This is a genomic window from Bacillus sp. 17RED48, from assembly GCF_019837545.1.
In the GTDB taxonomy this organism is placed as follows: domain Bacteria; phylum Bacillota; class Bacilli; order Bacillales; family Bacillaceae_G; genus Bacillus_A; species Bacillus_A wiedmannii.
The window spans coordinates 141211-159870 of sequence record NZ_JADAXG010000003.1; the positions used below are offsets into that span (position 1 = coordinate 141211).

At 37.1% G+C, this 18660-nt stretch carries 21 protein-coding genes; 19 read left to right on the plus strand and 2 right to left on the minus strand.

Translation table 11 applies throughout. The annotated features are described in order from the left end of the window. The first annotated feature begins 15 nt into the window (after nt 1-15). From fdhD to ILT06_RS13690, 14 genes are all read left to right on the plus strand, one after another. Nucleotides 16-813, plus strand: coding sequence for a formate dehydrogenase accessory sulfurtransferase FdhD (fdhD, locus tag ILT06_RS13625; RefSeq protein WP_222655183.1), 798 nt, complete (start codon nt 16-18; stop codon nt 811-813). Between the two features lie 20 nt (nt 814-833). Continuing rightward, nucleotides 834-1850: a GTP 3',8-cyclase MoaA gene (gene moaA, locus ILT06_RS13630; protein ID WP_222655184.1), complete on the plus strand. Its 1017-nt coding sequence runs from the start codon at nt 834-836 to the stop codon at nt 1848-1850. A gap of 201 nt (nt 1851-2051) precedes the next feature. Continuing rightward, nucleotides 2052-2831 carry a formate channel gene (locus ILT06_RS13635; RefSeq protein WP_098103034.1) on the plus strand — a complete coding sequence of 260 codons (780 nt, stop codon included), beginning with the start codon at nt 2052-2054 and terminating at the stop codon, nt 2829-2831. Nucleotides 2832-2855: 24 nt separating this feature from the next. After that, complete coding sequence (locus ILT06_RS13640) at nt 2856-3872, plus strand: molybdopterin-synthase adenylyltransferase MoeB (RefSeq protein ID WP_098103033.1); 1017 nt, start codon at nt 2856-2858, stop codon at nt 3870-3872. A gap of 18 nt (nt 3873-3890) precedes the next feature. Further along, nucleotides 3891-5174 carry a molybdopterin molybdotransferase MoeA gene (gene moeA, locus ILT06_RS13645; RefSeq protein ID WP_098103032.1) on the plus strand — a complete coding sequence of 428 codons (1284 nt, stop codon included), beginning with the start codon at nt 3891-3893 and terminating at the stop codon, nt 5172-5174. A 156-nt stretch (nt 5175-5330) separates the two neighbouring features. Further along, nucleotides 5331-5795, plus strand: coding sequence for a molybdopterin synthase catalytic subunit MoaE (gene moaE / locus ILT06_RS13650; protein ID WP_222655185.1), 465 nt, complete (start codon nt 5331-5333; stop codon nt 5793-5795). Nucleotides 5796-5799: 4 nt separating this feature from the next. After that, a complete protein-coding gene (moaD, locus tag ILT06_RS13655; protein ID WP_098102267.1) occupies nt 5800-6036 on the plus strand; it encodes a molybdopterin converting factor subunit 1 in 237 nt (78 codons plus the stop codon). A gap of 60 nt (nt 6037-6096) precedes the next feature. After that, nucleotides 6097-7146: a P-loop NTPase gene (locus ILT06_RS13660; RefSeq protein ID WP_222655186.1), complete on the plus strand. Its 1050-nt coding sequence runs from the start codon at nt 6097-6099 to the stop codon at nt 7144-7146. Between the two features lie 15 nt (nt 7147-7161). Then, complete coding sequence (locus tag ILT06_RS13665) at nt 7162-7386, plus strand: group-specific protein (protein WP_222655187.1); 225 nt, start codon at nt 7162-7164, stop codon at nt 7384-7386. 40 nt (nt 7387-7426) lie between these two features. Next, nucleotides 7427-7825, plus strand: a complete 399-nt coding sequence (locus tag ILT06_RS13670) for a hypothetical protein (protein ID WP_222655188.1) — start codon at nt 7427-7429, stop codon at nt 7823-7825. A 158-nt stretch (nt 7826-7983) separates the two neighbouring features. Beyond that, complete coding sequence (locus ILT06_RS13675) at nt 7984-8232, plus strand: DUF1294 domain-containing protein (RefSeq protein ID WP_222655189.1); 249 nt, start codon at nt 7984-7986, stop codon at nt 8230-8232. Between the two features lie 91 nt (nt 8233-8323). Continuing rightward, a complete protein-coding gene (gene rarD, locus ILT06_RS13680; protein WP_222655190.1) occupies nt 8324-9265 on the plus strand; it encodes an EamA family transporter RarD in 942 nt (313 codons plus the stop codon). A gap of 78 nt (nt 9266-9343) precedes the next feature. Further along, the gene (locus ILT06_RS13685; protein ID WP_000447816.1) at nt 9344-9769 is read left to right on the plus strand and encodes a divergent PAP2 family protein; all 426 of its coding nucleotides are present in this window, start codon (nt 9344-9346) and stop codon (nt 9767-9769) included. A 99-nt stretch (nt 9770-9868) separates the two neighbouring features. Next, complete coding sequence (locus ILT06_RS13690) at nt 9869-11722, plus strand: terpene cyclase/mutase family protein (RefSeq protein WP_064476942.1); 1854 nt, start codon at nt 9869-9871, stop codon at nt 11720-11722. Between the two features lie 73 nt (nt 11723-11795). On the opposite strand, the gene ILT06_RS13695 is transcribed toward ILT06_RS13690, so the two are convergent. Continuing rightward, a complete protein-coding gene (locus ILT06_RS13695; protein ID WP_001035806.1) occupies nt 11796-11945 on the minus strand; it encodes a YfhD family protein in 150 nt (49 codons plus the stop codon). A 133-nt stretch (nt 11946-12078) separates the two neighbouring features. Between ILT06_RS13695 and fabG the strand changes: the two genes are divergently transcribed. Beyond that, entirely contained in the window at nt 12079-12819 is a 741-nt protein-coding gene (gene fabG, locus ILT06_RS13700) for a 3-oxoacyl-ACP reductase FabG (RefSeq protein WP_000395032.1), read from the plus strand. Nucleotides 12820-12870: 51 nt separating this feature from the next. Here the strand turns inward: fabG and dhaS are convergent, their stop codons facing one another. Further along, nucleotides 12871-14355 carry an aldehyde dehydrogenase DhaS gene (gene dhaS, locus ILT06_RS13705; protein WP_222655191.1) on the minus strand — a complete coding sequence of 495 codons (1485 nt, stop codon included), beginning with the start codon at nt 14353-14355 and terminating at the stop codon, nt 12871-12873. 273 nt (nt 14356-14628) lie between these two features. Here dhaS and ILT06_RS13710 point away from each other — a divergent pair, with 273 nt between their 5' ends. From ILT06_RS13710 to ILT06_RS13725, 4 genes are all read left to right on the plus strand, one after another. Continuing rightward, nucleotides 14629-14907 (plus strand): YhdT family protein, encoded by a 279-nt coding sequence (locus ILT06_RS13710; RefSeq protein WP_098102264.1) that lies wholly within the window; start codon nt 14629-14631, stop codon nt 14905-14907. Nucleotides 14908-14910: 3 nt separating this feature from the next. Further along, nucleotides 14911-16350 carry a sodium/pantothenate symporter gene (panF, locus tag ILT06_RS13715; protein ID WP_001104842.1) on the plus strand — a complete coding sequence of 480 codons (1440 nt, stop codon included), beginning with the start codon at nt 14911-14913 and terminating at the stop codon, nt 16348-16350. 119 nt (nt 16351-16469) lie between these two features. Next, entirely contained in the window at nt 16470-17402 is a 933-nt protein-coding gene (locus tag ILT06_RS13720; RefSeq protein ID WP_000756434.1) for a nucleoside hydrolase, read from the plus strand. A gap of 121 nt (nt 17403-17523) precedes the next feature. Further along, nucleotides 17524-18633, plus strand: a complete 1110-nt coding sequence (locus ILT06_RS13725; RefSeq protein WP_222655192.1) for a serine hydrolase — start codon at nt 17524-17526, stop codon at nt 18631-18633. Nucleotides 18634-18660 lie beyond the last annotated feature (27 nt).

An 18660-nucleotide genomic window follows, 5' to 3' on the forward strand; every position in this document is an offset into this window, starting at 1 on the left:
AGAAGGATACTGATCGTGAAACCGATACAGGTAGAAAGAGAAATCTTTCGTTATGAACAAGGGGCGTTTAAGCAAATAGAGGACAGCATTGTAACAGAGTTTCCAGTCACGATTAAAATGAACGGACAGGAGTTTGTTACAATGGTTAGTACTCCAGAATATTTAGAAGATATGGTAGTAGGCTTCTTAGCATCTGAAGGAATCATTCGGAAGTATGAAGATATTGATAACATATGGGTACAGGAGAAAGAAGGATTTGTACATGTCACGACGACAAAAGTGAATCCGTATTACGAACAAATGCAAAATAAACGATATATTACATCGTGCTGTGGTATGAGTAGACAAGGGTTTGTTTTTGCAAGTGATGCCCTAAGCGCAAAGAAAATGAATGGTGTACATGTACAGGTTGCTGCAGAAGATTGTTTTCGGTTAATGAAAGAAATGCAGCAATCTGCAGAGACATTTCGTCATACAGGCGGCGTTCATAATGCATCTTTGTGTGATGTGAATGGTATTGTTTTAAGCCGAATGGATATCGGTAGACATAATGCATTAGATAAAATTTACGGATATTGCTTAAAAAATAATATTTCTATAAGCGATAAAATCATTGTTTTTAGTGGTCGTATTTCTTCGGAAATATTATTGAAAGTCGCAAAAATCGGTTGTGAAATTATACTGTCAAAATCAGCTCCAACCGAGTTGGCTTTGCAGCTAGCAGAAGAGTTAGGTATTACTACGATAGGGTTTATTCGAAATCAATCCTTAAATGTATATACGCATCCAGAACGTGTATTAAATATAAAATAAGTAAAAGCGAGGCAATAAATATGAAACCTGTCACATTAGACAAACTACAACGTCCTTTAAAGGATTTACGTATTTCGGTTACTGATCGCTGTAATTTTCGCTGTCGTTATTGTATGCCAGAAGAAATATTTGGTCCTGATTATTCGTTTTTGTCTAATGATAAAATTTTATCTTTTGATGAGATTGAAAGGATAACACGTATTTTTGTTTCTTTAGGTGTAAGAAAGTTACGAATTACGGGCGGAGAACCGTTACTTCGAAGAGGTCTTCCGCAGCTTATTGAGCGCCTTAATAATATAGATGGTGTGGAGGATATCGGTTTAACAACCAATGGATCGTTACTGAAAAAGTTTGCTCCTGATTTATATAAGGCTGGTTTATCACGTGTGACAGTTAGTTTAGATTCCTTAGAAGAAGATCGTTTTTTCTATTTGAATGGTAATAGAAGTAAAGTGCAAAGGGTTCTAGAAGGAATACAGGCTGCAGCTGAAGTTGGTATGAAAATTAAAATAAACATGGTCGTTCAAAAGGGAAAAAACGAACAGGACATTTTGCAGATGGCGCAATACTTTAAAGAAAATGAGCATATTCTTCGTTTTATTGAGTATATGGACGTTGGGAATTATAACGGCTGGGAGTTAAAAGAGGTCGTCTCGAAACAAGAAATAGTAGATGCCATTCATCAAGTTATGCCATTAGAACAGATAGAAGCGAATTATGCAGGTGAGGTTGCGACTCGCTATCGTTATATTGGAAGTGATGAAGAAATAGGTATTATTTCATCAGTAACAGATTCCTTCTGTTCCTCATGTACGAGAGCACGTATTTCTGCAGAAGGAAAATTATATACTTGTTTGTTCGCTTCTAAAGGAAATGATTTGAGAGAACTACTTCGATGTGGATACACTGACGAGGAAATAACATATATCGTACGTGATATATGGAACAATCGAGAAGATCGTTATTCAGAGGAACGCTTAAGTCATACAAGTAAAAAAAGAGCGCCTAAAATTGAAATGTCACATATTGGTGGTTGATATATAAGAGTGACGCTATGGTGAATTATATACAAAATGGAAAGTATGCAACGTTTGTAGATTTTCTATTTTATAGTAAAAGTGATGATTGATATCTCTGTAAAAGATGTGCAGAGAAATTAAGCAGCATTCAAAAACCTTTATTTTTGTGGAGTTTTTTTGAAGCTGCTTTTTTATTTGGAGAAAATGGAGGAATTAGTAATGGCATTTCATAAACCGGAACAAATTGCTGAGCTTGTAATTGAGGCCGGTGTTCAAAAAGTAAGTCAGACGTTGCCAGCAATGCTTATTCTCGGTTTTTTAGGAGGAGCGTTTATTTCGTTAGGTTTTTTGCTTAACATTCGCGTTTTAGGTAATTTACCTGAGCGCTGGGGTAGTTTAGTCAATATTGTAGGAGGAGCGGTTTTTCCTATTGGATTAATGCTCGTCGTATTAGCAGGAGGAGAATTAATTACCGGAAATATGATGTCACTTTCTATGGCGCTTTATGCAAAGAAAATTACATTAGTAAGTGTACTAAATAATTGGGTTTGGATTACTTTTATGAATTTTGTGGGAGCTATTTTTGTTGCGTATTGTTTCGGTCATCTTGGCGGATTAACAGAGGGAGAGTATTTAAATAAAACGGTAGCGATAGCAGAAGGAAAGTTACATGAAACGTTTGGGAGAACTTTAATTTTAGCGATTGGATGTAATTGGCTCGTTTGTCTTGCGCTTTGGCTCGCTTATGGGACGAGTGATTTTATCGAGAAAATAATCGGAATTTGGATTCCAATTATGGCATTTGTAGTGATTGGATTTCAGCAAGTGGTAGCAAATATGTTTGTTATTTCAGCAGTTATTTTCGCAGGGCATCTGACGTGGATGGATCTTGCTAGAAATTTTGTTCCTGTTTTTATCGGAAATGTAATTGGGGGAGCTGGATTTGTTGGGTTTGCTTACTTTGCTTGTTATCAAAAACAACATTCTAATATGAAATAGAGTTCGTGAGAGGAAGGGTATGTAATGGCTGAGCGGTATTCACGACAACAGTTGTTCAAACCAATTGGGAGTAAGGGACAAGAAAAAATTCGAAATAAACATGTGTTAATTGTAGGAGCAGGCGCATTAGGAAGTGCAAGTGCCGAAAGTTTCGTACGTGCAGGTATTGGCAAGTTGACGATTATTGATCGTGACTACGTTGAATGGAGTAATTTACAAAGGCAACATTTGTACTCTGAACAAGATGCGAGAGAGAAAGTACCGAAAGCAATTGCTGCAAAAAATCGGCTAGAACAAATTAATTCGGAAGTACAAATACATGCTTTCGTAATGGATGCAGTTGCAGAAAATATGGAAGACCTATTAAAAAATGTAGATGTAATAATTGATGCAACAGATAATTTCGATATTCGATTTGTAATAAATGATTTATCACAAAAACATAATATCCCGTGGGTATACGGTTCTTGCGTTGGATCGTACGGTATGAGTTATACAATTATTCCGCAAGAGACACCGTGTTTACATTGTGTGCTGAAGAACGTTCCTGTTACAGGTGTGACATGTGATACTGCCGGAATTATTAGCCCGACTGTGCAAATCGTCGCAGCATATCAAGTGGCGGAAGCATTCAAAATTTTAGTAGGAGATTTCGCAGCAATTAGAAAAACATTTTTCATGTTTGATATATGGAGTAATCAAAACCATTTTATAAAACTAGGGAAAATCAAAACAGACGATTGCCCTTCGTGCGGCTTAAATCGAACTTATCCTTATTTATCATACGAAAACCAAACGAAGATAGCTGCTTTATGCGGAAGAAATACAGTGCAAATTAGGCCGGTAGAAAATAGAAAGTACGATTTTGACGATATAGAAAAAGTATTAAAAAAACTGGGGCAGGTAGATCGGAATCCGTATTTACTATCTTGCCAACGAGATGATTACCGCGTCGTTATTTTTCGAGACGGTCGTGTTTTCATTCATGGCACAAATGATATTTCGAAAGCGAAACAATTATATTATCGCGTATTCGGTTAATAGAAAGGGTTGTCAATAATGGAAAGAAGAGTGCCAATTACGGTTGAAGAAGCTGTTCGTAAAGTAATGGGATTTGCTAATGAGGGATTAAAGGAGCTACTACCTATTGAATTAGCTTACGGACGTATATTAGCAGAGGATTTAGTAGCTGACCATGATGTACCTTCATTCAATCGTTCACCGTATGATGGGTTTGCTATTAGAGCAGAAGATACGAATATAGCAAGTTATGAAACGCCAATTGTATTTGAAGTAATTGGTGAAATTGGTGCGGGATCAATATTCCACGAGAAAGTAGGTCCGTTTCAAGCAGTTCGAATTATGACGGGAGCGCAAATTCCGAATGGGTGTGATGCGGTGGTTATGTTAGAGCTGACTCGTCAATATGAGAAAGCTGGCAACAATTATATGGAAGTGAAGCGATCGTTCAAAACGGGCGACAATATTTCTTTTCAAGGTGAAGATGCTCGTAAAGGAACGGTTCTTGCAAAAAAAGGATCATACATTCATCCGGGTATTTCAGCTCTTCTTGCTACGTTCGGTTATAGTGAGGTACCAGTGGCGAGAAAGCCTGTCATTGGATTGTTAGCGACCGGTAGTGAATTACTGGATGTAAATGATTCATTACAGCCAGGGAAAATCCGAAATAGTAATACGTATATGATATTGTCTCAAATTCGAAGAGCGGGCGGCAGAGTAAAATATTTCGGGAAGTTTAGCGATGATTTTCATACATGTTTTACAGCTGTAAAAGAAGCGTTAAGCCAAGTAGATATGCTCATTACAACAGGCGGAGTATCAGTAGGAGATTACGATTATTTACCAGCTATTTACGAAAAGTTAGGTGCCTCTGTTCTTTTCAATAAAGTTGCAATGCGGCCAGGGAGTGTTACGACTGTAGCGCAATTAAATGGCAAGTTATTATTTGGTTTATCAGGAAATCCATCTGCTTGTTACGTAGGATTTGAATTGTTTGTAAGACCTTGTATTCGGACGTATATGTTTAGTGAAAAAGCACATCTGAAAAGAGAAAAAGCGTTATTAGGAGAAGATTTTTTAAAACCAAATCCATTTACAAGATTTGTGCGAGCAAAACTGACATATAACGAAGGGCAATTAATTGCTTATCCGTCAGGGTTTGATAAATCTAGCTCGGTTTCTTCCCTAGCAGAGACAAATATATTTATTGTACTTCCAGGTGGTACGAGAGGTTATAAAAAAGATATGTTCGTAGATGTTCTTTTGCTGGAAGATAATGGAGGTAGTGAATGGCCTTGGACATTTTCTAAAGTGAAACTTTAATCAGTGGGAGGTTTCTTCATCCCCACTGATTATTAGTTGAATCAATCGGACTTTTATGGGCAGCCCGACCCCCAACTAACTTCTTTGCTTTCGCTGAATTTTGAGGTGGAGGGTCTTACTGCCCGTTAAAGCGGGATAAAGTGAGAGGTGTTTCTAATGGGACAAGCACTATTTGAAATTGTAGATATACCGATTTTAGTTGAAGAAGTAACGAATAAAGTCGCAAGAAGAGAAGCAGGTGCAATTACAACATTTATTGGTACGGTGAGAGAACTTACAAAAGGAAAACGAACGCTACATTTAGAGTACGAAGCATATAAACCGATGGCAGTAAAACAACTTACAAGAATTGGTGAAGAAATAAATGAAAAGTGGCCGGACGCAATAGTTGCAATTACACACCGTGTAGGGCGGCTAGAAATCATGGATATTGCGGTAGTCATTGCAGTTTCATCACCGCATCGTAAAGTAGCTTATGAAGCGAATGAATATGCGATTGAACGTATAAAACGAATTGTCCCAATTTGGAAAAAAGAATTTTGGGAAGATGGAACGATGTGGATTGGAGATCAACTTGAAAATACGGCATATCCAGAAGGAAAACCGAAGAAGGAAGAATGAGAAGATGATTACAATTTTATTGTTCGCAAATTTGCGTGAGGAAGTCGGATCGGATCGATTCGTAATTTTAGAAAAACAAGAAATGACAGTGGAGCAATTAAAAGAATGGCTCAAAGCAAGTTATTGTTTACAATCGCTTGATAAAGTGATGGTGGCTGTTAATGAAGAATTTGTAACGGATGAAGAGATGATAAAAGCTGGAGATATAGTCGCATTCATTCCGCCTGTTAGCGGGGGATAATAAGCTATTTCGCCAAGAAGCTGTTGTATATAAATTCGAATACGAGAAGGGATGAGTGCTATGATTACGCAAGAGCAAATAATGAACGCATTAAAACATGTAGAGGATCCGGAGTTACACAAAAGTATTGTAGAATTAAATATGGTTAGAAATATACAAATGAATGGAACAGAGGTTAAACTTGAAGTAGTGCTAACGATTCAAGGCTGTCCATTAAAAGCAAAAATTCAACAAGATGTGGAAGAGTCTCTTCAGGCGATAGGTGCATCTAAGGTAGATTTGACATTTGGTTCTATGACACAAGAAGAACGAGCTGCGCTAACAGAGAAGTTAAAGAAAGATACAAGAACAGAAACTGGTATGCCGAGCATGCTTCGACTTGATTCAGGGGTACGATTTATTACTGTAACGAGCGGTAAAGGTGGAGTCGGAAAATCAACAGTGACAATTAATCTTGCAACTGCTTTAGCTCGTATGGGCAAAAAAGTGGGGATATTAGATGCAGATATATATGGTTTTAGCATTCCAGCTATGATGGAAACGAATCAAAAACCGACGATGATTGATCAAACAGCAATTCCAGTCGTTAGTCACGGTGTGAAAATCATGTCGATGGGATTTTTTACGGAAGGAAATAACCCGGTTATGTGGCGCGGGCCAATGTTAAATAAATGGATTCAAAATTTCCTTGCGAATACGCACTGGGGAGAATTAGATTATTTACTTCTTGATTTACCACCTGGTACAGGAGATGTTGCTATTGATGTTGCAGCAATGATCCCGCAGGCGCAAGAAATTATCGTTACAACACCACACAATGTAGCGTCATTCGTGGCATCTAGAGTAGGTGTTATGGCAAAACATACGAAACACGAGATTTTAGGTATTGTGGAAAATATGGCTTATTATGAAGAACAAGATGGATCAAAAAATTATCTCTTCGGAAAAGGTGGCGGCGAAATGCTTGCAGAACAATTGCAAACAGAAGTGATTGCGCAAGTGCCTTTTGCAAAACGAGAAGAAAATAACGGTTCATCTGTATATGATGAAGACTCTCTTGTAGGAGAAGTGTTTACATCGTTAGCGGAGGATATTATTTATAAAGGATAGGGGAGGGATTTTTTTATGGCGTGTAATATCGATCATTCTATGGAAGATGTAATGAATAAGCTTGAAAGTCAGAAGAGTTTTTTACCGGAAGTGATTTTTACAGGATTGAAAGGATTTTTGCAATGTAATCATTCACAGGAGATATTAAACGATATCTTTCATCTTTTAAAAAAGTATGACTTAGTTAGTGAAGAAGAACGAGAGATGAGAAATACTCAATTATTGCTAGTTATCAAATAAATACGCTTTGGCCTATGTTTTGTAACAGGGGGTAAATGTAATGGATATGAAAAAGATGATTGAAATGGTAGAAGCAACAAAAGTGACGGAAGCAGAATTATCGATTTCTAATTTACATCAAAAACTTGTGAAGTTATATAGTCAAAAAAATGTTGCTCATTATACGGAGCTATTAAAATATATTTTATCATTATCCGTGCAGCTGAAGCTGAATCTCGTATTGAAATATTTTGGTGTGCGTCCGGTTGTTGCTGCAGATGAGCGTATGCAATTTCAAGAGATATTTAAATGTTTAGCTAACAAAGATGAAAATGGCGAATGGTTTCTAAATTTCGTTTCTTTATATGTAGGGCTAATGGCAGTTCTTCATTTTGATGAAAAAGAGATTGAGAGAAGTTTTTTCGATGATATGGTAGTGGGGGAAGGGAATGAAATATAAAATTCTGCTCATAACATCTTTCTATTTAATTGCTTTAACTGCGATTTTAGTTGGTTATATAAACATGAAGGTAACTAGTTAATAAAAAGCGTTCTTAAGTTGTTTCCATCGTTTTTTCATGTTACGATTAAGCGAATTTTTCATAGGGAGAGAAAGCGATGAAATGGATTTATTTTATTATTATTAACGTTATAGCTTTTAGCCTTATGGGGCTTGATAAACGAAAAGCGAAGAAGAAACAGTGGAGAACGCCAGAAAGTACGTTGTTTTTATCAGCGGCAGCTGGAGGCGCAGTTGGTGCTTGGATCGGTATGTATATGTTTCATCATAAAACACATAAAAAGAAATTTGTTTTCGGTATACCGTTACTTGTCGTTATAACAGCATGTTTACTTTTTGCTGTATGAGAAATGTCGAAAGAATTGCAGATTGATTATTGGTAAAGTGAGCATGCGGGACCGTATAATGGAGAAAAATGAGAAGAGGAGAAAAGGGAAGATGGGGAGTCAATCAGCACAGCAAAAAAAAGGGATTATATATGCGGCGGGTGCTTATACGATGTGGGGAATCCTACCAATCTATTGGAAATGGGTTGAGGAAGTTCCCGCAGATGAAATATTAGCACACCGCATTGTTTGGGCGTTCGTTTTTATGTTACTTGTATTAGGTGTTACGAAGAGATTTCGTCAGTTTATTGGGGAGTTCGTGAATCTTTTTAAACGACCTAAATTATTAATGTCATTAACAATAGCTTCAGTCTTGATTAGTGGAAACTGGTTTGTCTACATATGGGCCGTTAATCATAATCATGTCATTGAAGCAAGTCTCGGATATTATATTAATCCGCTTATTAGTATTTTACTTGGTACAGTCGTTTTAAAGGAAAAGTTAAACTTTTGGCAATATGTTGCAGTTGGTTTAGCTGGAGTAGGGGTTATCATTTTAACAGTCCGTTTCGGATCTATTCCGTGGGTCTCTTTATCACTTGCCTTTTCATTTGGATTATATGGATTAACGAAAAAATTGTTAAACTATGATGCGACAATTGGTCTTACGATGGAAACGATGTTAGTGACGCCGTTTGCAGTTATTTATCTTATTATGACTGGAGCACATGGCTTCGGTTCATTTGGATCTATTTCCATGTTATCAACGTTACTATTAATAGGAGCGGGCATTGTTACTGCTTTACCACTTTTTTACTTTGCAAAAGGAGCACAACTTATTCCGCTTTATATGGTAGGATTTTTACAATATATTGCACCAACAATTAGTTTAATTTTAGGTGTATTTGTATTTGGTGAACATTTCACATCTACTCATATGATGGCGTTTTTCTGTATATGGGTTGCATTATTTGTGTTTTCAATAGCGAAAACAAAGTTTTTAGTGCAGAAACAACCGAAATTTATAAAAAATAAATCAGCAAAAGTATCATAATGCGTAGTATTTTCTACGCATTTTTCTTTATACTGATACTATATAGATTTCCATTATAGTCAGTAGGGAGCTGAGAACGTGGAAACAATTTTACATAATGATCCGCTTATGGCCGCTGTAATTTCATGGTTTCTAGCACAATTAACGAAAGTAGTCTTTAAATTATTCAAAACGGGTGAATTTGATTTTGCAAAGTTTTTCGCTTCAGGTGGGATGCCGAGTTCTCATGCTTCAACTGTTACAGCACTTGCGACAGGTGTTGGCGTTGTGGAAGGTGTGGAAAGTACCTTATTTGCTATTGCTGCTATCTTTGCAATAATTGTTATGTATGATGCTTCAGGAGTAAGACTTGCAGTTAGTAAACAAGCGAAAATATTGAATGAGTTCTTTCACGGTAGACAAACAGAATATAAGAAGTTAAATGAACTTGTCGGGCATACACCGTATGAAGTAGTAGTCGGTGCTTTAGTAGGGATTATTGTCGGAGTGGGATATTGCTTATGAGCAGAACATTTTATATGTTCTGTTTTTCTTTGTTTTCATACATATTTAGCTACCTTTTTGAATATCGTTATACGGATTTCGAAAGGGTGGGTGAGTAACTTGTTATTATATGAAAAAGTGCATGAAGAAATAGCGAGAAGAACAACTGCACTTCAAACGATGCAACGGCAAGATGGTACGTGGCAGTTTTGTTTTGAAGGAGCACCATTAACAGATTGCCATATGATTTTTTTATTAAAATTATTAGGTAGAGATAAAGAAATAGAACCGTTTGTAAAAAGATTAGCATCACTTCAAACAAATGAAGGAACATGGAAATTGTATGAAGATGAAGTGGGTGGCAATTTATCTGCTACAATTCAATCTTATGCTGCCTTACTAGCTTCAAAAAAATATACAAAAGAAGATGCGAATATGAGGCGGGCCGAAATGTTTATTAAGGAACGTGGAGGCGTGGCGCGTGCTCATTTTATGACGAAGTTTTTATTAGCAATTCATGGAGAATATGAATACCCTTCGCTTTTTCATTTGCCAACACCTATTATGTTTCTGCAAAATGATTCACCCCTCAGTATATTTGAATTGAGTAGCTCAGCACGTATCCATTTAATTCCGATGATGGTTTGTTTAAATAAAAGATTTCGAGTAGGAAAAAAGTTACTGCCAAATTTAAATCATATCGCAGGCGGGGGCGGGGAATGGTTTCGGGAGGAGCGGTCTCCGTTGTTTCAAACGTTATTAAGTGATGTAAAACAAATCATATCGTATCCACTTTCTTTACACCATAAAGGATATGAGGAAGTCGAACGTTTTATGAAAGAGCGTATTGATGAAAATGGAACGTTATATAGTTACGCAACTGCCTCATTTTATATGATTTATGCTTTACTCGCGTTAGGACATTCTCTTCAATCATCAATGATTCAAAAAGCTATAGCAGGGATAACATCTTATATATGGAAGATGGAAAGAGGGAATCATTTGCAAAACTCTCCTTCAACTGTATGGGATACGGCTTTACTCAGCTATACGTTACAAGAGGCCTACACTTCGAAAGATAATAAGATGATTCAACACGCAGCAGCGTATGTATTAAAAAAACAGCATACAAAAAAAGCTGATTGGAGCGTACATGCTCCGGCGCTGACTCCAGGCGGTTGGGGTTTTTCGGATGTGAATACGACAATTCCAGATGTCGATGATACAACAGCTGTGCTAAGAGCGTTGGCAAGAAGTAGAGGGAACGAAAATGTAGATAATGCTTGGAAGAAAGGGGTCAATTGGGTTAAAGGATTACAAAATAATGATGGTGGTTGGGGAGCGTTTGAAAAAGGTGTGACGAGTAATTTATTAGCAAATTTACCAATCGAAAATGCAAGCGATATGATTACAGATCCCTCTACACCAGATATTACAGGAAGAGTGTTAGAGCTTTTCGGGACATACGCGCAAAATGAATTGCCTGAGAAACAAAAACAAAGTGCGATAAATTGGTTAATGAATGTGCAAGAAGAAAATGGATCATGGTATGGGAAATGGGGGATTTGTTATATATATGGTACGTGGGCTGTTATGACTGGTTTACGGTCACTCGGAATTCCATCTAGCAATCCATCAATGAAACGAGCAGCTTTATGGCTGGAACATATACAGCATGAAGATGGTGGGTGGGGGGAATCGTGCCACAGTAGTGTGGAAAAAAAGTTCGTTACTTTACCATTCAGTACACCATCCCAAACAGCATGGGCGTTAGATGCTCTCATTTCTTACTATGATAAAGAAACACCAGCTATTCGAAAAGGTATTTCATATTTGCTTGCGAATCCTTATGTGAATGAAAAATATCCTACCGGAACAGGTTTACCAGGTGGGTTTTATATTTATTACCATAGCTACGCTCATATATATCCGCTACTTACTTTGGCACATTATATAAAACAATATCAAAAATAAACCGAGAGATATCTCTCGGTTTATTTTTGTTGGGTAGTAGGTCCCTGTTGAAAAGAATAAGGTTGTGCGTTCCTTATTTTTCTGTTGACTGGCGTTTTTGACGTGCATCAGCGGCATTTGCACGTGCGTTTGCTTCTAAGTCATTGTGGTCAGCGAGTTCACGAGAGAACTCAACATCAATGCCATCAGCAGCTTTGTTTTGCTTGAAATTTTTTTTGTTCATTCGACACAATCTCCTTGTGTTTTATGCGACGTTGCAAAGTTAGTTTGACACAAATAGACTTTTTTATACAAAGAGGAATTGGGAAGTAAAGAGCCGAAATATACAGTATAAGTAATAGAAATGAGGGATAGGGATGGAGTTTTTAAATGGGAAAACAGCTGTAGTAACAGGAGCTGCACAGGGAATTGGAAAAGAGATTGCAAGGGTTTATGCAAAACTAGGGGCTAAAGTATTAATTAGCGATGTAAATGAAGAGAAGCTACAAAAAACGACACGTGAATTATCAGATGAAGGATATGAAGTGAAGCAGTATCGTTGTGATGTGAGTAATCAAAATGATGCGAAGTCCTTAATTGAATACGCTGTCCAAACATTTGGTACACTGCACATTTTAGTAAATAATGCAGGAATTACGCGAGATGCTATGTTACATAAAATGGAGAAACCAGAATGGGAACAAGTACTGCAAGTAAATTTAACAGGTGTTTTTTATTGTATGCAACCAGCGCTTCTTTACATGAGACAACAAGGGTATGGACGCATTATTAATATATCTTCAATTAGTAGAGAAGGAAACATAGGTCAAGCAAATTATGCGGCTACGAAGGCAGGCGTTGTAGGTTTAACGAAAACGGCAGCGAAAGAAGTTGGAAGTTTCGGCATTACGTGTAACGCGATTTGCCCAGGATTTATGGATACAGATATGACAAAAACGATACCAGATAAAGTGAAAGAAAAGATGGTCGGTGCGATTCCAGTTGGTAGAATTGGAACGCCAGAAGATATTGCGAACGCAGCTGCCTTTTTAGCATCAGAATACGCATCCTATATTACAGGAGAAGTATTGAATGTGAGCGGAGGACTACAAGTTTAAAGGAATACATAATGAAAAGAACCTGACCGGATAGGCCAGGTTCTTTTTTCATTAATTTAAGTTGAGCCAAACGCTCTTCACTTCTGTATAGTTATTTAATGCGTAAGATCCCATTTCACGGCCAAGACCGGATTGTTTAAATCCTCCAAATGGAGATGCTGCATCAAAGACGTTATAACAGTTTACCCATACAGTACCAGCACGTACTTTACTTGCAACATAGTGTGCTGTTTTAACATTTTCTGTCCACACACCAGCCGCTAAGCCGAATTGTGATTTATTTGCACGTTCAATTACTTCATCAATATCGTTAAAAGGTATTGCAGAAATAACTGGACCGAAAATTTCTTCTTTTGCAATCGTCATTTCGTCATTTACGTCAGCGAATACTGTAGGAGAAACGAAGTAGCCTTGGTCGAATGGATTACTTCCTCCGCAAAGTACTTCAGCGCCTTCTTCAATTCCTTTTTCAATGTAGCCCATTACACGTTTTTGTTGTTCTTCGGAAACGAGAGGACCGATTGTTGTTTCAGGGTTAAGACCGACACCTTGATTTAGTTTTTTTGAATAGAGGACGAGATCAGCCATGACATTATCATACATTTTCTTCGGAACAAATAAGCGTGATCCAGCAGAGCATACTTGTCCTTGATTAAACATAACACCAGAAAGTGCACCAGGAATCGCGCGAGATAAATTAGCATCTGGCAAGATGATATTTGGTGATTTACCGCCAAGCTCCAAAGTAACACGTTTTAATGATTCAGATGCTTGTCGCATAATTTGTTTACCTACTGGAGTAGAACCAGTAAATGCAATTTTATCAACGAGTGGATGATTAACAAGAGCTTGTCCAGCTGATTCACCAAATCCAGGAACGATATTAATAACACCTTTCGGGAATCCAGCTTCTTCAATTAATTCAGCTAAGTATAGAGCGGATAGTGGAGTTTGTTCTGCAGGTTTTAAAACGATTGTACATCCTGTAGCAAGCGCTGCTCCCATTTTCCACATTGCCATAAGAAGAGGGAAGTTCCAAGGAATAATTTGACCGACGACACCAACAGCCTCATGGCGTGTATAGTTAAAGTAGTCACCGGAAACAGGAATTGTTTGACCAACGATTTTCGTAGCCCAGCCAGCATAATAGCGCATATGCTCAATTGCAAGTGGTATGTCTGCTGCCATTGTTTCACGAATTGGCTTTCCGTTATCTAACGTTTCAAGCTGTGCAAGCTCTTCTTTATGTTCTTCCATTAAATCAGCTAACTTGTACATAAGACGGCTTCGCTCAGCAGTGCTCATGCGAGACCAAGGGCCTTCATCAAAAGCCATGCGAGCTGCAACGACAGCTTTATGAATATCTTCGCGACCCGCTTCAGAAACGACAGCAAGTGTTTCGCCGGTTGCTGGGTTAGGTGTTTTAAATGTTTTACCGGAAGCGCTTTCGATGAAAGATCCATTCACATATAACTTTTTTGTACCTTGAAGAAACTTTTCTACCTTTTCATGAAGATTTACAGCTAGTTGACTCATTGTATAACCCCCTTGAAAATATAATGTAAACGCAGTACGAGACGGCGTTTATTCCGAAATCAAGGATGTGGGAACTAGATGGAAAGCCTCTAATTTTAATCATAATTAACAAATACTGAAAATTCAAATTTCATTTGTGTTACAATTGTAAAAAATATGTAATGTAAGAGAGTCTTCTATATGATTATAAAAAATCCTGCTTGTTTTTGCTTTCTAGTAGGAAAAACTAGAAGAACAATGGTACAATAATACATCGTGAGAGGAGGGAGAAAAATGAAGGATTATCATGATGATCCACGCTTTCGAATCGCCCATAGAGAAGCGTTAATTGGCCTTGGACTTGCTATTATTAATTTTATAATATGGTACGGATTTGCTTATGGGCTTGGTAGTGAAAATCCAAGTGAATATACATATGTATTCGGTTTTCCAGCATGGTTTTTTTATAGCTGTATCGTTGGATTTGTCGTTATGGTTATTTTACTTAGTTTAGTTGTTCGTTTTGTATTTCAAGATATTTCACTCGATGAGGAAGAAAAAAGTGAGGAATAATAGATGAATTGGTATGTAATCATTCCAATGATAATTTCATTTATCGTTGTGTTTTTAATTGGTGTATATGCTTCAAGACGCGTACAAGCGACTGCTAATAATAAATTTTTACAAGAATATTTTCTTGGTGGGCGTGAACTTGGCGGTTTATTATTAGCGATGACAATGATTGCTACGTACGGTAGTGCTAGTAGCTTTATTGGTGGTCCAGGTATTGCGTACAATATGGGCCTCGGATGGGTATTATTATCTGCGATTCAAGTTGTAACAGGGTATATCGTTTTAACGGTTATCGGTAAAAAGTTTGCAATTATCGCTAGGAAGATGGAAGCTATTACTCTTATCGATTATTTAAAGGGAAGATACAATAATAAAGCAGTTGTTATACTTTCTGCGTTATGTATAATTATCTTCTTATTTTCAGCAACAGTAGCTCAGTGGGTCGGCGGTGGACGATTAATTGAATCGCTAACGGGTCTATCTTATACAACAGCACTATTTTTATTTACTTTTTCTGTACTTGTGTACGTATTAATTGGTGGGTTTCGTGCAGTTGCTTTATCAGATACGTTATTAGGAATCATTATGTTAGTTGGAACGACAATCATTTTAATTGCTACTGTCATTGCTGGTGGTGGAATTGAAAAGATTATGCAGGAGCTTATTCAAATCAATCCAAATTTAATTACACCATTCGGAGCGGATGGTAGTTTAACGAAATCATATGTGACATCATTTTGGATTTTAATTGGAATTGGTGTTGTTGGTTTACCGCAAATTAGCGTGCGTGCCATGTCTTATAAAAATTCAAAAGCTATGCATCAAGCGTTAATAATTGGAACGGTTGTTGTAGGTACAATTATGATTGGTATGCATTTAACAGGTGTATTTGCACGAGTCGTACTTCCGGGTATAACGGTACCAGATAAAGTAATGCCGCTACTCGCGATGGAAGTGTTGCCACCTTGGTTAGCCGGAGTTTTTTTAGCCGCGCCAATGGCAGCAATTATGTCTACAGTAAACTCGTTATTGTTACTTGTAAGTTCATCAATTATTAAAGACATATACGTAAATTACATAAATAAAGATGCAGCAGACAGTACGATCAGAAAAGGAAGTTTGTGGATTACTGGTATCGTAGGGCTGCTCGTTTATGCAGCAGCAATTAAACCACCAGATTTTTTAATATGGTTAAATTTATTTTCTTTCGGTGGATTAGAAGCAGCATTCATTTGGCCAATTGTATTAGGGTTATATTGGAGAAAAGGAAATGCAACAGGAGCGCTTGCCTCTATTTTAGTTGGGGTAGGCTCATATATGTGTATTCATCTTTTCTATCCAAATCCGTTCGGTATACATACAGTTGTCTTCCCAATTTGTTTTGCGTTTATCGCTTATATCATTGGAAGTATGAGTGCTGTGAAGAAAAACAGTATAGGTTAGAGGAAGAACGTAGTCCTTATAGAGGACTACGTTTTTTTGTGTGAATTTATTCTTTTTTATTCTGTATATGTAAGGTTATTCATAAATTAATAACAATTGAGGGGATGGAGTTGAGGTCGATGAAAAAAGTGTTATTTTTGGGAGACCCAGGAATTGATGACTCTTTAGCCATCATGTATGGAATTATGCATCCTGATATTGATATTGTTGGTGTTGTAACCGGATATGGAAATGTAACACAAGAAAAGGCGACAAGTAATGCAGCATATTTGCTGCAAATGGCAGGGCGGGAGGATATACCTGTTATTAATGGTGCGAAAATTCCTTTATCCGGAGATGTTACAACGTATTATCCAGAAATTCATGGGGCAGACGGTTTAGGGCCAATTAAACCTCCAAAAGCTTTTTCGCCAAATATAAAACCTTTTTGTGCTTTTTTTGATATTCTTGAAAAGTATAAAGGAGAATTAATCATTGTTGATGCTGGTAGGTCAACGACACTAGCGACAGCATTTATTTTAGAAAAGCCGATGATGAAGTATGTGAAAGAATATTATATAATGGGTGGTGCTTTTTTAATGCCCGGCAATGTGACACCAGTCGCAGAGGCGAATTTTCATGGTGATCCGATTGCGTCACAATTAGTTATGCAAAATGCCAAGAATTTGACATTAGTGCCACTTAACGTTACATCTGAAGCAATTATTACGCCAGAAATGGTGAAATATATTACGAAACACTCTAAAACGAATTTTAATAAATTAATTGAACCGATATTTACGTATTATTATAAAGCGTATAAAAAGTTAAATCCGAAAATAACAGGTAGCCCAGTACATGACGTTGTTACAATGATGGTTGCGGCGAATCCGTCTATTTTGGATTATGTGTACCGTCGTGTCGATGTGGATACAGTAGGGATTGCAAAGGGAGAAAGTATTGCTGATTTCCGTCCACAACCTGATGCAAAATCTTTAAAGAATTGGGTGCGAATTGGTTGGTCATTACATTATAAAAAATTTCTCGAAGACTTCGTGAAAATTATGACGTAGACATAATAGGAGAATACAAGTTAAAATAATGGAGATGATTACTAAAATAATCATCTCCATTATTTTGTTTGTAAGAGATAGATAGATAGAGAAGAGTTATACAATAGGAGAGGAATTTTACTTGAAAAAAACTATAGTATGCGCAGTGATTGTGGGTATTTTCGTTTTGCTAATATCGGGTAATTTTTTAGTGAAAAAAGTGTGGAGTTCAAATAATGATGATGCACAGTATATCGCATCCTTTATTGAAGAACATAAAGATGAAAAAAATAGTGCGCTTCTCGTGAAGAGAAATGATAAAGTTGTTTATTCTGTAAATCCAAATGTTGTATTGCCAGTTGCTAGTACGATGAAGTTAATTGTGGCGCTTGAATATACGAAACAAGTTACGGAAGGAAAAATTGATCCATCTAGTTTCGTTTCCATTAATGATATAAATCGTTATTATGTGCCGAATACAGATGGCGGTGCACAAGATAGATGGCAAAGGTATTTGCAAAAGACAGACAAGATAACAGAAGAGGCAGTTTCTTTAGAAGAAGTGGCAAAAGGAATGGTTAAGTTTAGTTCGAATGCGAATGCTGAATATTTAATGGAAGTGTTAGGGTTAGATAATATTAATCGAAATTTACAAAGTTTATCCCTTTCAGCACATCAGCCGCTATTTCCGATTGTTTCATCTTTATACATCCCTGGATATTTGCATAAAGAACTACATGTTCCGAAATATAAAATAGAGAAAAAGTTAAAAGAAATGTCTCAAGAACAATATCGTGAATATGCCATGATTATTCATGAACGCTTAAAAAAGAAGGGGCCATTATTACAGAAGGAAATACCTCTTTATTTAGAGGAACGTTACGATAAAATTTGGTCAGATCGATTACCAGCAGCTTCTGCAAACGATTATATGGTACTGCTTCAAAAGGCAAATCATAAAGGTGGCCTAACAGAGGCCGAAGAAAAAGTGTGGGCTAATATCGTTGAAACGGATATGAGTGCTAAAAAATACCGTAAAACATTTAGACATGCAGGGCAAAAGAATGGTTATACGCCATGGACAGTTACAAAAGCAGTTTATGCGATGGATAAACGCGGGAACTGTACAGAAATAGTGTTTTTAGCCAATAATTTAAATGAGGACGACAGTGCAGAAATACGGAAACATTTAGCAAACTTACATTTCCAAGTGTTGCAAAGTGATAAGTATGATGCGACTTTTATTAAGTAAACTCGGTGCAGAGAGCACCGAGTTTAT

What these genes read in the sequence shown, in the direction of transcription:
- moaA (WP_222655184.1), top strand. Translation starts at nt 834, where the DNA reads ATGAAACCTGTCACATTAGACAAACTACAACGTCCTTTAAAGGATTTA.
- ILT06_RS13635 (WP_098103034.1), top strand. Translation starts at nt 2,052, where the DNA reads ATGGCATTTCATAAACCGGAACAAATTGCTGAGCTTGTAATTGAGGCC.
- ILT06_RS13640 (WP_098103033.1), top strand. Translation starts at nt 2,856, where the DNA reads ATGGCTGAGCGGTATTCACGACAACAGTTGTTCAAACCAATTGGGAGT.
- moeA (WP_098103032.1), top strand. Translation starts at nt 3,891, where the DNA reads ATGGAAAGAAGAGTGCCAATTACGGTTGAAGAAGCTGTTCGTAAAGTA.
- moaE (WP_222655185.1), top strand. Translation starts at nt 5,331, where the DNA reads ATGGGACAAGCACTATTTGAAATTGTAGATATACCGATTTTAGTTGAA.
- moaD (WP_098102267.1), top strand. Translation starts at nt 5,800, where the DNA reads ATGATTACAATTTTATTGTTCGCAAATTTGCGTGAGGAAGTCGGATCG.
- ILT06_RS13660 (WP_222655186.1), top strand. Translation starts at nt 6,097, where the DNA reads ATGATTACGCAAGAGCAAATAATGAACGCATTAAAACATGTAGAGGAT.
- ILT06_RS13665 (WP_222655187.1), top strand. Translation starts at nt 7,162, where the DNA reads ATGGCGTGTAATATCGATCATTCTATGGAAGATGTAATGAATAAGCTT.
- ILT06_RS13670 (WP_222655188.1), top strand. Translation starts at nt 7,427, where the DNA reads ATGGATATGAAAAAGATGATTGAAATGGTAGAAGCAACAAAAGTGACG.
- ILT06_RS13675 (WP_222655189.1), top strand. Translation starts at nt 7,984, where the DNA reads ATGAAATGGATTTATTTTATTATTATTAACGTTATAGCTTTTAGCCTT.
- rarD (WP_222655190.1), top strand. Translation starts at nt 8,324, where the DNA reads ATGGGGAGTCAATCAGCACAGCAAAAAAAAGGGATTATATATGCGGCG.
- ILT06_RS13695 (WP_001035806.1), bottom strand. Translation starts at nt 11,945, where the DNA reads ATGAACAAAAAAAATTTCAAGCAAAACAAAGCTGCTGATGGCATTGAT.
- fabG (WP_000395032.1), top strand. Translation starts at nt 12,079, where the DNA reads ATGGAGTTTTTAAATGGGAAAACAGCTGTAGTAACAGGAGCTGCACAG.
- dhaS (WP_222655191.1), bottom strand. Translation starts at nt 14,355, where the DNA reads ATGAGTCAACTAGCTGTAAATCTTCATGAAAAGGTAGAAAAGTTTCTT.
- ILT06_RS13710 (WP_098102264.1), top strand. Translation starts at nt 14,629, where the DNA reads ATGAAGGATTATCATGATGATCCACGCTTTCGAATCGCCCATAGAGAA.
- panF (WP_001104842.1), top strand. Translation starts at nt 14,911, where the DNA reads ATGAATTGGTATGTAATCATTCCAATGATAATTTCATTTATCGTTGTG.
- ILT06_RS13720 (WP_000756434.1), top strand. Translation starts at nt 16,470, where the DNA reads ATGAAAAAAGTGTTATTTTTGGGAGACCCAGGAATTGATGACTCTTTA.